At 74.8% G+C, this 14,014-nt stretch carries 10 protein-coding genes; 5 read left to right on the top strand and 5 right to left on the bottom strand.

Annotated features, from left to right (window positions below):
- Positions 1 to 57: 57 nt before the first annotated feature.
- Positions 58 to 1,821, top strand: a complete 1,764-nt coding sequence (locus tag WMF26_RS34985; protein WP_437996267.1) for a protein kinase domain-containing protein — start codon at positions 58 to 60, stop codon at positions 1,819 to 1,821.
- Between the two features lie 116 nt (positions 1,822 to 1,937).
- On the opposite strand, the gene WMF26_RS34980 is transcribed toward WMF26_RS34985, so the two are convergent.
- The 3 genes from WMF26_RS34980 to WMF26_RS34970 are packed head-to-tail and all read right to left on the bottom strand — an operon-like array spanning position 1,938 to position 5,859.
- The gene (locus tag WMF26_RS34980; RefSeq protein WP_437996266.1) at positions 1,938 to 2,801 is read right to left on the bottom strand and encodes a hypothetical protein; all 864 of its coding nucleotides are present in this window, start codon (positions 2,799 to 2,801) and stop codon (positions 1,938 to 1,940) included.
- Positions 2,798 to 3,688 (bottom strand): hypothetical protein, encoded by an 891-nt coding sequence (locus tag WMF26_RS34975; protein ID WP_437996265.1) that lies wholly within the window; start codon positions 3,686 to 3,688, stop codon positions 2,798 to 2,800. The genes WMF26_RS34980 and WMF26_RS34975 overlap by 4 nt, the downstream gene beginning before the upstream one ends.
- A gap of 8 nt (positions 3,689 to 3,696) precedes the next feature.
- Positions 3,697 to 5,859, bottom strand: a complete 2,163-nt coding sequence (locus WMF26_RS34970) for a TonB-dependent receptor (RefSeq protein ID WP_437996264.1) — start codon at positions 5,857 to 5,859, stop codon at positions 3,697 to 3,699.
- A gap of 299 nt (positions 5,860 to 6,158) precedes the next feature.
- Between WMF26_RS34970 and WMF26_RS34965 the strand changes: the two genes are divergently transcribed.
- Genes WMF26_RS34965 through WMF26_RS34955 form a run of 3 tightly spaced genes read left to right on the top strand, consistent with a single transcriptional unit; the run spans position 6,159 to position 9,114 of the window.
- Entirely contained in the window at positions 6,159 to 7,163 is a 1,005-nt protein-coding gene (locus WMF26_RS34965) for an MbnP family copper-binding protein (protein ID WP_437996263.1), read from the top strand.
- Between the two features lie 5 nt (positions 7,164 to 7,168).
- Positions 7,169 to 8,431, top strand: a complete 1,263-nt coding sequence (locus WMF26_RS34960; protein ID WP_437996262.1) for an MbnH family di-heme enzyme — start codon at positions 7,169 to 7,171, stop codon at positions 8,429 to 8,431.
- The gene (locus tag WMF26_RS34955; protein ID WP_437996261.1) at positions 8,428 to 9,114 is read left to right on the top strand and encodes a hypothetical protein; all 687 of its coding nucleotides are present in this window, start codon (positions 8,428 to 8,430) and stop codon (positions 9,112 to 9,114) included. The genes WMF26_RS34960 and WMF26_RS34955 overlap by 4 nt, the downstream gene beginning before the upstream one ends.
- 167 nt (positions 9,115 to 9,281) lie before the next feature.
- On the opposite strand, the gene WMF26_RS34950 is transcribed toward WMF26_RS34955, so the two are convergent.
- Both WMF26_RS34950 and WMF26_RS34945 read right to left on the bottom strand, forming a co-directional pair.
- Positions 9,282 to 11,891 (bottom strand): kelch repeat-containing protein, encoded by a 2,610-nt coding sequence (locus WMF26_RS34950; protein WP_437996260.1) that lies wholly within the window; start codon positions 11,889 to 11,891, stop codon positions 9,282 to 9,284.
- Between the two features lie 193 nt (positions 11,892 to 12,084).
- The gene (locus WMF26_RS34945) at positions 12,085 to 13,056 is read right to left on the bottom strand and encodes a hypothetical protein (protein ID WP_437996259.1); all 972 of its coding nucleotides are present in this window, start codon (positions 13,054 to 13,056) and stop codon (positions 12,085 to 12,087) included.
- 314 nt (positions 13,057 to 13,370) lie between these two features.
- On the opposite strand from WMF26_RS34945, the gene WMF26_RS34940 reads away from it, so the two are divergent.
- Positions 13,371 to 13,961, top strand: a complete 591-nt coding sequence (locus WMF26_RS34940) for a hypothetical protein (protein WP_437996258.1) — start codon at positions 13,371 to 13,373, stop codon at positions 13,959 to 13,961.
- Positions 13,962 to 14,014 lie beyond the last annotated feature (53 nt).

The following is a 14,014-nucleotide window of genomic DNA, read 5'->3' as shown; positions in this document are numbered from 1 at the left end:
AGCCGCGCCGTGAGCGCCGACACCCCCCAAGGCACCCGCATGCTAGCATCGCGGGCCATGATCGCGCCGCTTCAGCCGGCGGTCGGGATGCTCTTCGGGGAGTTCCGGATCGTTCGGCCTCTCAGCGCCGGGGGCATGGGCGCCGTGTACGTCGCCGAGCAGGCGAGCACCGGCAAGCTGCGCGCCCTCAAGCTCATGCACCCGCAGCTCTGCGCGGACACCCGGCTGCGCGAGCGCTTCGAGCAGGAGGCGCGCGTGGGCGCGCTGGTCGAGAGCGATCACATCGTGCAGGTGATCGGCGCCGGCGTGGACGCGGCGAGCGGCGTGCCGTGGCTGGCGATGGAGCTGCTCGAAGGGGAGGACCTCGCGCAGCGCATGAAGCGCAGCGGGCTGCTCGCGCCCAAGGACGTGCACGAGATCTTCCGGCAGCTCTGCCACGCGCTCGGCGCCGCCCACCGGGCGGGCGTGGTCCATCGCGACATGAAGCCGCAGAACGTCTTCCTCGCGAAGTCGAACAGCGCGACGGCGCCGTGGTCGGTCAAGGTCCTCGACTTCGGCATCGCGAAGATCGCCGCGGAGGCGAGCACGATGGCGACCGCGTCGCTCGGCACGCCCCTCTGGATGGCGCCCGAGCAGTCCGACGCGCGCGGGCAGATCACGCCGGCGACCGACGTGTGGGCGCTCGGGCTCATCGCCTTCGCGGCGCTCACCGGCCGCATGTACTGGCGCGCCGCGAACGACCCGATGGGCACCGCGATGCCCGTGCTGCTCCGCGAGATCCTCTTCGAGCCGATCGACCCGGCGTCGACGCGCGCGACGGCGCTCGGGCGCGCCGGCTGCGTCGTGCACCCGTTCGACGCCTGGTTCGCGCGCTGCCTCGCGCGCGAGCCGTCGCAGCGCTTCCAGACGGCGCAGGAGGCGTTCGACGCGCTCGGGCCGGCGCTCTTCGTCGATCCGCGCAGCGTGCGCCCCCCCGGCGCCGCGATCTCGGTGACGCCGCCCGGCATCGCCGCGGCGGTCACCCCCGCGGGGACGGCCTCGCACCTGTCGATGACCGGGCCGACCGAGATGGCCACGGACGCGCAGCGCCCGGCGGACGCGCGCGCGGGCGGCCGCGGGGGCGCGTCGACCGCCCCCCCGCCGGCGGATCGGCCGCGGCCGGGCGCGTCCTTTCCGCCGGCCAGCGCGCCGGCCCTGGCGAGCAGCGCGCCGGCGCCGGCGCCCTCGAGGCCGGCCATGTGGAAGCCGATGCTGCTCCTCGCCCTCGGCCTGCTCGGCGGCGCCGCGGCGGCGCTCGCGTTCTCCACGGGCCGCGCGCGGCGCGAGGTCCCGGTGGCGCAGCGGCTGCCCGAGCCGGCGCGCCCCACGGTGATCAGCGCCGGCCGCGGCGACGAGGCGCGCCCGCCGGCGTCGGCGGACGGCGCGGACGCAGAGCAGCCGCCGCCAGGCCCGCGCCAGGGGCCGGTGCCGGTGCTCCTGCCGAGGGTCCCGCGCCCCTCGCGCGAAGGCGGCGCGACCGCGGCGGCGACCGCGGCGCAGCCGGGCGCGGCGAGGCCGTTCGATCACGCCGCGGCCCACGCCGCGCTGCAGCGCAAGGGGTCGACCGCGCCGATCCACTGCAGGGGCAAGGAGGGGCCGAAGGCGGTGACGGCGCGGGTGTACTTCAACCCCGCGGGCGCCGTGCAGCGCATCAGCATCGATCCGCGGGTCGCGATGACCCCGGCCGGGACCTGCGTGCAGATGGTCCTCAGCTCCGCGCGGGTGCCGGCGTTCGACGGGAACGAGCTCCAGGAGGTCTCGACGACGGTCGCGCTCGAGTAGTGGTCAAATTGGAACATGAAGGTGGGAAGGCGGGAAGAAAACCTTAATGATCTTCCCGCCTTCCCGCCTTCATGTGGACTCTCTCTGGGCAACGTTGACCACTACCCGCGGCCCGATCACGGGTTGACGGAGACGCACTCGCCCTCGCCGCGGAAGTGCCCGAGCGTGCGCGAGAGCGCCGCGACGAAGGCGCCGAGATCGTCGATGTCTCCGGCGCTGCCCGTCCCGTAGGGGCCCTCCTCGATCGCGACGAGGCGCACCGCGGCGAGCTCCTCCAGGGTGACGGCGCCGTCGGCGTCGGCGTCCGCGGCGGCGATCGGCGCGAAGCGGCGCGCCGCGGACGCGGACTGGAGGTCGTCGTAGAAGAAGTGGTCGCCGTGGATCGTGAGCTCCACGGTGTCGGTGCCGCCGTTCGTGACGAGGACGCCCTCGGTCTCCTTGCCGGCCTTGTCGCCCTTGCAATCGGCGTAGCGCGTCGCGAGCGAGAAGGTCCAGTCGAGGCGCTTCTCCTCGCCGCCGTCGCCCTTCCGCGCGGTCGCCTCGATGTGCACCGACGCGCCCGCGGCCAGCATGAGCGCCTTGTCGTCCTCCGTCGCCCCGTCGAGCGCGGTGTCCGCGTCCGCCGGGCCGATCTCGTAGGAGACGCGCTCCCAGGGCCTGGGCTCGAGGCCCTCGAACGTCACGACCGGCTTCACGCCGGGCTTCGTGTGGTCGAACAGGATCGAGCCCTCCATCCGCGCCCCGACGTTCCCTTCGCGATCGGCGACGGTCACGTTCCGGAGGACGAAGAGGAACTTCTCGTACCGGATGCTCCAGCCGTCCTCGAGATCGGCGGCGGGGATCTCCTGCTCGATGTACTCCTCGCCCCACGTCGAGAACGCCACGCTCCCGGTCCCCGACGCGCCGTCGTCGCCGCAGCCGGCGAGCGCCGCCGCGGCGAGCGACAGCGCCGCCGCGCACAAGCTTCCCGTGGTCCTCATCGCTCCTCCTCCTTCTGTTCCTGCGGCGCGCCGGGCGCGAACGAGAGCGCGTAGGCGGTCCCCTTCTTGAGGCCCCGCACGAAGCCACGCTGGGCCTGGCTCTCCGGCTCGAGATCGGCCGGCGCGCCGTCCTCGCCCTCGGCCACGGCCTCGAAGTCGACCTGGTCGAGCCAGACCGACGGCTTGACCACGAGCGTCACGACGCCGGGCCCGTCGAGGTAGACCTCCTCGAAGACGCACCCCTCGACCGCCGGCTCGCCGGTCACGTCGCTCGCGACGTCGGCGGCCAGGGCGCGCGCGCGGAACACGCGGGCGGCGTCGCCCTTCTCGGCGCGGCCCTCGAGGGCGACGACGCGCCCGTCGAGCTCCGCGGCGAAGGGGCCCGCCGGCGGCGCGCCGAACGTGAAGCGCGCGGATCGCACGACGCCGCTCACCGCGTCCGCGTCCGCGAGCGCGGTCGTCCCCTCCAGCAGGTCGACCGAGGTGGGCTGCGCCATCTGGCCCCGCGCCTCGCCGGCCTGGTAGTGGCCCGGGTGGGCGTGCGCCTCCGGGACGGCCCACCGGGCGAGCCGGTCGAGCAGCGAGGGCGCGCCGCCGCGGCCCGGGGCCGCGCGCCGCGCCGTGAACGGGGCGCCCTCGAAGTAGTAGAGCGGCCCGATCGACAGGTGCGCCTTCGACAGCGTGACGGTCCAGCCGAGCGCGTTCGTGAACGGCGCGACCGACGCCGCGTCGGCGGCGACCTCGGTCGCGAGCGTGAGGCGCTTGCCCGCGGTCGCGCCGTCGCCTCCGGCGCCGCACCCTGCGGCGAACGCCGCGGCGAGGAGCCCCGCCGCGGCGAGCGCGGCGCGCCGGCGGGGCGCTGGTTTCTGTGCTGTGGTGGAGCTCATCGAGGACCTCATCCGAGATAAAGGGACAGCGAGACGAGGAAGCTGCGGGGGGCGCCGACGGTCACGTGCCGCGCGGGCAAGAGGTCGGGCGCCGCGCCCCGGGCGAAGCTCGACGGGTAGACGAACTCGCCGTCGAACCAGGCCGCGTCGAGGAGGTTGTAGACGTCGAGCCCGAGCTCGACGCGGTGGTAGCGGACGTGCGCCGTCACGTCGGTGAGGAGCGCGTCGCGCCCGAGCTCCCCGTACGGCAGGGGGCGGCCGTGGAGCAGCGTCACGCCGGCGCCGGCGCGGGCCTCGAGGCGCCGGCCGAAGAGCGCGCCGAGGCGCGGCGTCGCGGCGAGATCGGCGCGCGCGACGACCTGCGGCACGAACGGGAGGAGATCGCCCGCCGCGTAGCGCCCGCCGGGAGCGGTGAAGGCGGCCCGGGTGTACGTCATGCCGACGCTCGACACGAGCCACGGCGCGGGGCGCGCCACCGCGTCGAAGGCCACCCCGGTGCGGGCCGTGGCGGGGACGGGCTCGTTGCGGCCGGTCGCCTCGTCGAAGACGAGATCGTCGGTGAGGCGCGTGTGGAACAGCGCGACCGACGCGCGCACGAGCTCGTCCGCGTAGCGGAGCCCGGCCTCGGCCGAGAGCGCGCGCGTGAACGGGGTCCGCTCGCCGTCGCCGAGGCTGCGCGCCTGGGGCGAGCGGAACCCCTGGCCCACGCTGGCGAGGGCGCGCAGCCCGGGGAGCAGCGCCACGTCGACCGTGCCCTTGCCGCCCACGTGGATGCCCTGCGCGCTGCGCGCCTGCGCGCCCTCGCCGGCGTGGTCGACGACCTGGTACGCGAGCCCGTCGGCGCGCACCCCGCCGCGCACCGTGACCCGCCGCGCGGGCCGGATCGACGCGTCGAGGTAGCCGGCGAGGTCGGTCGCGCGGACCTTCGCGTCGACGAGCGTCGCGGTCGGCCGGCCGTCGACCGCGGCGAGGCGCCGCTGCGACTGCTCGATCCAGTCGGTGCGCGCGACGACGCCCGCCTCGAGCGCGTCGCGATCCGAGACCAGCGGGAACCTGAGCCGGTACGAGGCGGTCGCGCCCGCGGTGATCGCCTCGTTAAGCTGCTGGGTGGCGTCGCCGGAGGTCGGGTCCTCGAGGTAGCCGGTGTAGTTCGAGCGCAGCCGGAGCGAGCGCAGCACGAGGAACGGCGCGAGCGAGAGGCCCTCGCCGCGGGCGGCGTCGGCGCCCGCGCCGCGCAGGTCCACGACGAGCTGCGCGCGCGACGAGTCGCCGCCCTGATCCGGGTCGTACGAGGCGAAGCGGTCGACCTTGCCCGCCTCGAGGTCGTCGAGGCGCAGGACGCCGGCGGAGGCGAAGCGCGAGGCGAACGCCGAGGCCATCACGCGCGCGCGGACGCCCGCGACGGGCTCGTAGACGGCCTGCGCGACGGCCGAGGTCCGGCTGGCGGCGCGGGCGGGGCCGAAGCCGTCGGTCGCGTACGCCTCGAACGCGGCGAACGTGGTCTCGTCGGCGCCCTCGGGGTGGTAGGCGAGGAAGAGCCGGCGGGCGCCGAACGAGCCGGCGGAGGCGGTCGCGGTGATCCCCGGCTCGTCGTAGCCGAGCTCGAGGCGCACGCTGCCGGCGACGGCGAAGTCGCCCTGGCGCGGGTCGTACGACCCGGGTTGCGCGCGGAGCTCGCGGATCACCTCGGGCATGACGAAGTGGAGATCGGCGTAGCCCTGCCCGTGGACGTTGGACACCTCGTTGACCGGCGCGCCCGCGACCCAGATCTCGAGGTCCTGCCCGTGGACCGCGTCGAAGCCGCGGAAGAAGATCTGGTGCGCCTTGCCCTCGCCGCCGTGCTGGGCGGCGAACACGCCCGGCACGAGCTGCAGCACGTCGCTCGCGGTGCGGTGGGGCGCCGCCCTCACCTCGGCCCGCTCCCGCACCGCCTCCGAGGCGCTGCGCGGCGGCGCCGCGCCCTGCACCACGACCGAGACCGGCGCGGCGCCGACGGCCGCGCCCGGGCCAGCGCCGCCGTCCGGCGCCGCGGCCGAGGTCTCCGCCGCCGGCGAGGCCTCGGCGGCGGCCACGGGCGGCGGCGGGGGGGCCGCGCCGTCGCCGGCGCGCGCCGGGGCGGCGGCCGTGGTGATAAGAAGCGGCGCGAGCGCCGTGCGCAGGGAGAGGGTCACAGCGGGACCGTCCGTAGCACGATTTGTGGAGATCGTGCTACGGCATGGATGCGCTCGCTCGTCTGGAACGGCGTCGGCGTGCCTGCTCGGGCTCGGGCGACGGGCGCGGGGCGCCCGCGGCGTTCATGATCGCGGGCCGCCGGGCCCCGCGTCGGGGCGCTCGGAGATTATTTTTTTGACGCCCGCTCGATTCGTGCGCTCCGGCGGATCGCGACGGCGATCGCGACAAGATGTCGCATTCAGGTTGGTGACGACGCGGCCTATCGTTGCGCGCGTCGTTGTTCCTCAGGAGGACTCTCATGAAACGCGGTCTTCATGCATTACGGCTCTTGTTCCCGCTGGCCGGTGCGGCGCTCTCGCTTACGGCGTGCGGCGGCGGCGAAGGTGGGGTGAACCCCGTCGATGGCACATCGACCTCGACGGGCGTCGGCGGCGACGGCGGCGCCGGCGACGGCGGGCGCGGCGGGGCCGGCGGCGAGGGAGGGACCGGCGAAGGGGGGACCGGCGAGGCAGGCGGCGGGGGCGAGGCCACCGACGCGGCGATCGCCGTCGAGCTGGCGTTCGAGGGCCGCGTCAACGACGAGGTGTTCTCCTGCAGCGACACGTACGCTGTCGGCGCCGCGGCGACGGACGTGAAGCTCAACGACTTCCGCCTGTACATCCACGATGTACGCCTGCACCGCGCGGACGGCGAGAAGGTGCCGCTCACGCTCGAACAGGACGGGAAGTGGCAGCTCGAGAACATCGTGCTCCTCGATTTCGAGGACAAGTCCGGGAGCTGCGCCAACGGGACGCAGGAGACGAACGCGCGCGTGCTCGGGACGGTTCCGGCCGGGAACTACGACGGGCTGTCGTTCAAGCTGGGCGTCCCGTTCGAGCGGAACCACGGCGACGCCTCGGTCGCGCCGTCGCCGCTCAACCTGACCGGGCTGTTCTGGAGCTGGAATCACGGGTACAAGTTCCTGCGCATCGACAGCGTCCCGGAGCAGGGCGGGGACCCCTTCATCATTCACGTCGGGAGCACCGGCTGCGTCGCCGGCGACGGCGGCGAGGTGACCGCGTGCGATCGCCCCAACGTGGCCGAGATCGTCTTCGAGGGCATCGACCCGCTCGCGACGAAGGTGCTCGTCGACTATGGGGCGCTCGTCGCGGACACCGACGTGTCGGCGAACGCGGGCGGCACGCCGGGCTGCATGTCCGACGCGACGGATCCCGACTGCCCGCCGCTGTTCACCCACCTCGGCATCGACGTCACCGACGGCTCGCCGCGCCCGGAGCAGCAGTCGTTCTTCAGGATAGAATAGGAGCCATGACGATGACCGCACTGGTTACCGCGCTCCGCCGCGCCGCGCTCTCCTCTGTCCTGGCCGCGCTGGCGGCCCTCGCCTGTGCCTGCGGCGACGGCGAGGGCACGCCGGGCGCGGGCGGGACTGCGGGGGAGGGCGCCGGCGGCCAGGGCGGGGGCGACGGGGGGAGCGACGGGGGCGGCGGGGGCGGCGACGCGGGCGCGTTCGCGTGGGGGCTGCCGCCGGGCTTCCCGGTGCCGAAGGTCCCCGAGGACAACCCGATGTCGTCGGCCAAGGTCGAGCTCGGCAGGCGGCTGTTCTACGACAGGCGCCTGTCCGGCAACGGCACGTACTCCTGCGGCTCGTGCCATGTCCAGGAGCTCGCGTTCACCGACGGCCTCCCGACCGCCAAGGGCTCGACCGAGCAGTTCCACGTGCGCGGCTCGATGAGCCTGGCCAACGTCGCTTACCTGACGACGCTGACCTGGGGGAATCCGCTGCTCGACTCGCTCGAGGAGCAGGCGCTCCTCCCCATGTTCGGCGAGACGCCGGTCGAGCTCGGGCTCGCGGGCATGGAAGCGGAGCTGTTCCATCGGCTCCGGGACGAGCCGCTGTACCAGGAGCTCTTCCCCGCGGCCTTCCCCGGCGACGAGGGCCCCATCCGCCTCGGCAACATCACGAAGGCGATCGCGGCGTTCGAGCGGTCGCTGCTCTCGTACCGCTCGCCCTACGACCGGTACCGCTACGACGGCGACCCTTCGGGGATGTCGGAGGCGGCGCTGCGCGGCATGGATCTCTTCTTCTCCGAGAAGCTCGAGTGCTTCCACTGCCACGGCGGCTTCAACCTGTCGGACTCGGTGCAGCACGACGGGACCACCTTCACGGAGGTGATGTTCCACAACACGGGTCTCTACAACATCGGCGGGAGCGGCGCTTACCCGCAGGGCAACGCCGGGGTCTACGAGATCTCGGGCAACGAGGCGGACATGGGCCGGTTCCGCGCGCCAACGCTGCGCAACATCGCCCTCACGGCGCCGTACATGCACGACGGCAGCATCGAGACGCTCGAGGAGGTGCTGGACCATTACGCCGCCGGAGGGCGCACGATCGAGGAAGGCCCCAACGCCGGCGTGGGGAGCAAGAACAAGTTCAAGAGCGAGCTCATCACCGGGTTCGATCTCACCGAAGAGGAGAAAGCAGACGTGATTGCCTTCCTGGAGAGCTTGACGGACGATGAGTTTCTGACGGACCCGCGCCACGCGGATCCGTGGGCGGAGGCGCCGTGAGCCGGACACCCATCCTTCACCGGGCGATCCTCGTCCCCGCGCTGGCGGCGCTCGCGTCGGCCGCGATGTACGTCGGGGCCTGCGGTCACGGCCACGACCACGACGACACGTCGGCCGGGCCGGAGCTGGCCGACGTCATCTTCGAGGGGGGCGCGACCGACGAGGCGCTGGTCGCGCTGCTCGCGGCCGACCCGAAGGACGAGCCGTCGCAGGGGACGGTGTTCGACGCGCCCGAGGACGGCGCGGCGGTCCCCGGCGACGCCGCGCCGGCGCTGACCTTCCACGTCGCGGGCGCGGCGCGGTGGACGGCCCCGGGGGCCGCGCCGGCGCTCGGCTTCGCGGGCGCTCGGCCAGGCGTGCCGGGGGCGCCGGCGGCGGGGGCGTCGCCGTGGGCGGAGCTCGGCGCGCTCCTCGGGCCGGTGCGCGCGGCGCGGGCGCACGGGATGCCGATCAACGGGCGCGCCTACTTCCTGGTCTTCTCGACCGCAGAGCGCGAGGGGCTGCTCCGGGTGTTCACGATGAAGCTGAGCTACACGCCGGACGCGGCGGCGTGGGACAAGCTCCGCGCCGCCGGCGGGCCGATCACCGTCAGCGTGCTCAACGCGGTGTTCGAGAACAACCGCATCGTGCAGGGCGGCGGGCCGTTCGCGGGCGAGCCGGTCACGTTCTCCGTAGCGCCCTGACGGCTGCGCGCGGGGCGCCGAAGCGCGGCGCCCCGCGGCGATCTGCGGCGGCGGGGCCATGCAGCAGGGCGGGGGGCGCAGCGCGGAGCGCTGGTAAAGGCCGAGAGAGCCTGTGCGCTCTCTCCGTCCCCGAGAGCCGGTTTCCGGCTCCCGCGGGTGGATTGCTTTCAAGACGACGTGGTGGATGGAGCGTCGGGCGCGAGCGCGCCGCGTGCGACGGCGGGATGCGCGCCGCGGCGCCGGGACCAGGCGAGCAGCCCGAGGGCGGCGAGCCATGCGGCGCCGAGGGGTGTGCCCGCCCTCGAGGAGCCCACGCTGGCGCTGGCGCTGCACGCTGTAGAGCCGTCGGCAGATTCGCCGCCGGAGCCCGAGGAAGCCGCGGAGGTGGAGGAGGCCGCGCCGGTCGAGCCGCCGTCGCCGGTGGAGCCGGCGTGGCCGCCCTCGCCGGTGTCGCCGCCGGAGCCCGAGGAAGCCGTGGAGGTGGAGGCCGCGCCGGTCGAGCCGCCGTCGCCGGTGGAGCCGGCGTGGGCGCCCTCGCCGGTGTCGCCGCCGGAGCCCGAGGAAGCCGCGGAGGTGGAGGTAGCGCCGGTCGAGCCGCCGTCGCCGGTGGAGCCGGCGTGGCCGCCCTCGCCGGTGTCGCCGCCGGAGCCCGAGGAAGCCGCGGAGGTGGAGGAGGTCGCGCCGCCGGAGCCGCCTGCGCCGGACCCGCCGCTGCACGGCCCGGCATCGAGGGGCACGCCGCGGCAGACACCCGCGACGCAGGTGTCGGCTTCGGTACAAGCATCGCCATCATCGCAGCTCGCGCGGCTCGCCGGGCTGCAGGTGCCGTCCTGAGCGGCGCCGGCCGCGACCGAGCACGCCTCGCACGCTCCTTCGCAAGCCCGGTCGCAGCAGACGCCATCCACGCAGGGAGCGCCCGCGCACTCGGCGCTGCTAGCGCAGGGAGCGCCCCGCGTGCCCATCGGCGAGGAGATCTCCGTCGTCGCCGTGACGACGGTCTCGGAGGGGAGCCACACGTTCGGCAGGTGCCCAGGCGGCAGCGGCGGCGCGCTGCTGCCGCCGGCGATGAGGACTCGCCCGTCCGGCAGCACGGTCGACGAGTGCGAGACCCGTACGAGCTGCATGGGAGAGAGGTGAGACGACACGTTCGTCGCAGGATCGTAGACCTGTACGATGTCGTGGAGCATCCAGTAGATGGTCTCGTCGCAGCTGTCGATCGTGCCGCAGGCGCCTGTGTCCATCGTCAGGCCGCCGGTCGCGAGCACCCGGCCGTCGCCCAGCGACGAGAGCGCGTAGTCCGAGGGACCGCCGTAAAGTCCAGCATGAAGGCCGGTGAGCCCAGGCCCGCCGGTCCAGGTGCCGGCCGCCGGATCGTACGTCTCCGCCTGCGTATTCAAGAGGGAGCCCATGTCGAGGAGGAACACCCTGCCATCCGGCAGGCGCATCGCGGTGTGCCAGCTGTGGGAGCTGTTCATGTCCGTGGCGGAAGCCCAGGCATCGGTCGCGGGGTCGTAGATCTCCGCGCTGGGGCGGGACGGCTCGGGCCAGACCGCGAGGTGCCCGCCCGCGACGAGCACCCTGCCATCCAAGAGGAGCGTGGCGCTGTGATCCCTGCGCGGGTGAAGCATGGAAGCCGCCGGCGCCCACGTGTCGGCCACGGGATCGTACACCTCGGCGCTCCGGGCGTCTGAGCGGGCTGCGCCCGCGACGAGGACCCTGCCGTCCGCGAGCAGCACGGCGGGGAAGCTCGCCCGCGCATCGATCATCGGGGCGGCCTGCGCCCACCGGTCGGCGGCCGGATCGTAGATCTCGACGCTGCGGCGCTCCTCGGAGCCGCCTCCGCCCACGAGGACGCGGCCGTCCTCCAGCAGGATCGCCGGGTGCCAGCAGCGCGTCTCGCCCATCGACGCGGCGGGCGTCCACGCGTCGCTCGCCGGATCATAGAGCTCCGCCGACGTCATGCAGCTCCCGCCGCCATCCCTCCCGCCCGCGACGAGAACGCGGCCGTCGTGCAGCAAGGTGGCCGAGTGGCCCTCCCGGGGAGAGAGCATCGAGGCCGCGAGCGTCCACACAGGGTCGATCAGCAAGGGCTCACCGCGCGCCCCCTCGACGCCGAGCGTGATCCTGTCGCCGTCCACGTCGAGCCGCGCCTCCAACGGGCGTCCTCCTGCCCCGTACGCCACTGGCGCGGTGACGCGCACCCGCGGGCGGCCCGCGGCGTCCAGCAGCTCGACGAGGTCGCCGCGCCGCCGCAGCGCCGCGCCCTCGACGCGCCAGGAGGCCAGCGGCGCGCCGGCGGAGCGGGCCGCGGGCGGCAGGTACAGCCATTCCTCGTAGCCGCCGTCGCCGGTCGTCGTCCAGAAGGCCGCCTCTCCGTCGCCTCGCGCGTACGCGACCGAGGTCCCCAGGATCGACGCCTCGCCGCTGGCACCCAGCTCGGTCACGCGCGCCTCGAACCCGCCCGGTAGCTCGAATCGCAGCGCGCCGCCGCCGTCGCCTGGCAGAACGAGGCGGAGCTCCCGGCGCACCGCGCGCGCGTCGTCGTCCGTCCGGCGCGGCTTGAGCCCGTCCGCGGCGCGGGCGAAGCCGTCGCCGGCCCCGATGACGAGCTGCTGCTGCTCGGGGAAGTGCGCGCGCAGCCCCTCGACGGCGTCGATGCCGCCCTGATCCGCGCATCCGGCAGCGGTCCACGGCAGCGAGAGCAGCGCGAGCGCTCCGGGGGTGAGCCCTCGGCAGCGCAGCGATCCGATGGAGGCACTGAAGGAAAATCCCGTCATGATGCTCCTCTCGGCCGAGAAGCGACGCCGCGGAACAGCGCCGGGGGGCCGAGCTCCTGCTGCTCCCTTCGTTGCCCTCGCCGGGCGGAGCATTCACCGTCTCAGGACAGCGGCAGCGACGCCCGGCGGGGCGTTTCCCGGGCCGACGCGCGCGACGGCCGCTGCGGCCCTCCGCGGGAGCGCTCGTGGAGGCTCAGGGCGAGCGAGGGAAGATGAGCACGTACGCGCCCGGCGCGGGGTTGAAGAGCACCGTCTCGTCCGGGTGCGCCTCCCGGTCGAAATGGGGATACCAGGGCAGCGCCCGCCAGGACTCGGAGTCCTTGATGAACTCGCGCACGATGAGATCGAGCTCCACGTACTTCCCGCCGGTCGCCGCGGAGAGCTCCGGTCCGAAGCTCCAGCGCTCGCGCCCGGGGCGCGGGGCGACGTCGTTGTGGAGCGCCCCGCCGTAGGCGATCACCATCTTGCCGGCGGCGTCCTCGCGGCCGAGCAGCGCCTTCGCCTCGGCGGCGGTCAGGCGCGCGATCATCTCCAGCATGGCCGTCACCGCGTCCGGCCCCGCGCGCACGATGGCGTCGTACTCCTGGCAGGAGGGCGCGAGCAGGCGCGGGCGGATGCCGAGCCGCTTCGCCTCGCCGCCGAGCGCGAGGAACTCTCCCTGGTTGCCCGCCGACTGCGTCTGGGTGACCGCCTTCTGCTCCTCTTCGACCCGCGCCACCTGCTCTTTCTTGCAGCGCGGATCCACCGCCCAGAGCTCGACGATGAGGTCCGAGGCGCGGCCGGCGAGCGCCGGCAGAAAGAGCTCCGTGAAGCGCCGGGTCGCCGAGGGGACGCCGTCCGCGCCCTGCTGGGCGTGCGCCTCGCCCACCGCGAGCACGCGCGGGCCGCTCTGCAGAACGTGGGCGAAGGCCTGGGCCGGCGCATCGAAGGCGAGGCAGCCGAGCGCGCCGCAGGGCGCCGGGGCAGGGGAGGCGGGCGCCGTGGCCGCCGCGGCCGCGGTGGCCGAGGCAGCGGGGGCGGCGGCCTGCGGGGCGGCGGACGGCGCGCTCGGGCCGACGGCGCTCGCGGCACCCGCGGCGCCCGCGGAGGGAGCGCCGCCGCCGGCCGGCGCGCCGCAGGCCGCGAGCAGGGCCGCGGCCACCAGGGAGGTTCGCGGGGTTCGCATGCGGGCATCTTAGCCGGGCTCCGAGATCTCCTGCGCGCCTGGGCCGCTCCGGAGCAGCCGAGCGGCTCCTCGGCCCGGGCCGCGGCCACCCGGCGGCCTCGCGAGGGCTACCAGGAGCCAGGGCGATGACCCATGGAGCGCGGTGCATGACGTGACGACGGGGGCCTCGTGCCCAGACGAAGAGAACACCCGGAGCGAGCGGGCTCGGTGGGGGGTCGCGAGCGCGACCGCGCGGCGCGGAGGATCCACGGCGAGCGCGCTCGGCGCTCGGCAGGGGACGCGCGCGGCGCGCACGGAGAGGGGGGATCTCCATCATGACCACGAAGATGAGCGGGCGGACGGAGCACGAAGCGAGCGCAGGACACGCGGAGTCCGCGATCGCCAACAGCCTGGAGCAGGTGCGCGACATCCTGTGCGGCGCCCAGCTCCGCGAGCTCGCTCGCCGGCTGGCGCACACCGACGCTCAGGTCGCCGCCCAGGCGGAGGAGCTCCGGCTCGAGGCGCGGCGGCGCCTGGACGTGCTGGAGGCGCACGTGCGCAAGGAGCTCGAGGCGCTCGCGGCGTCGCTCGAGGCCCAGCGCGCGGCCGGCGCCGGCGCGCTCGGCAGCGTGGCGCGCGACGCGCGGGAGGGGCTCGAGCTGCTCGAGCAGCGGGTCCAGCGGCTGGAAGATCTCGTGGCGCGCACGCAGCGGGAGCTCCGGCAACAGCTGCTCGACCAGTCCAAATCGTTCCTCGACGAGGCGCGGCGCACGCGGGGCGAGCTCTGCGCGATGGTCGAGCGCGAGCTCGCCGTCCTGTGGACCGACGGCGCCGACGCGTCCCAGCCGGACGCGCCGGCGCGGGAGGGGCCCGCGGAGTCGGAGCGCTACCAGAAGGCGGACCCCCGCTCGGACGAAGCCGCGTGAGGCGCCCGCGCCGCTCTGGCGAGCGGCGCGGGCGTGGAGGGCCGGAGACGAAC

Source organism: Sorangium sp. So ce185, assembly GCF_051526825.1.
GTDB lineage: Bacteria > Myxococcota_A > Polyangia > Polyangiales > Polyangiaceae > Sorangium > Sorangium cellulosum_D.
This window is presented reverse-complemented; position numbering and strand designations above follow the sequence as displayed.

What these genes read in the sequence shown, in the direction of transcription:
- WMF26_RS34945 (WP_437996259.1), bottom strand. Translation starts at nt 13,056, where the DNA reads ATGCGAACCCCGCGAACCTCCCTGGTGGCCGCGGCCCTGCTCGCGGCC.
- WMF26_RS34950 (WP_437996260.1), bottom strand. Translation starts at nt 11,891, where the DNA reads ATGACGGGATTTTCCTTCAGTGCCTCCATCGGATCGCTGCGCTGCCGA.
- WMF26_RS34980 (WP_437996266.1), bottom strand. Translation starts at nt 2,801, where the DNA reads ATGAGGACCACGGGAAGCTTGTGCGCGGCGGCGCTGTCGCTCGCCGCG.
- WMF26_RS34960 (WP_437996262.1), top strand. Translation starts at nt 7,169, where the DNA reads ATGACGATGACCGCACTGGTTACCGCGCTCCGCCGCGCCGCGCTCTCC.
- WMF26_RS34965 (WP_437996263.1), top strand. Translation starts at nt 6,159, where the DNA reads ATGAAACGCGGTCTTCATGCATTACGGCTCTTGTTCCCGCTGGCCGGT.
- WMF26_RS34975 (WP_437996265.1), bottom strand. Translation starts at nt 3,688, where the DNA reads ATGAGCTCCACCACAGCACAGAAACCAGCGCCCCGCCGGCGCGCCGCG.
- WMF26_RS34985 (WP_437996267.1), top strand. Translation starts at nt 58, where the DNA reads ATGATCGCGCCGCTTCAGCCGGCGGTCGGGATGCTCTTCGGGGAGTTC.
- WMF26_RS34940 (WP_437996258.1), top strand. Translation starts at nt 13,371, where the DNA reads ATGACCACGAAGATGAGCGGGCGGACGGAGCACGAAGCGAGCGCAGGA.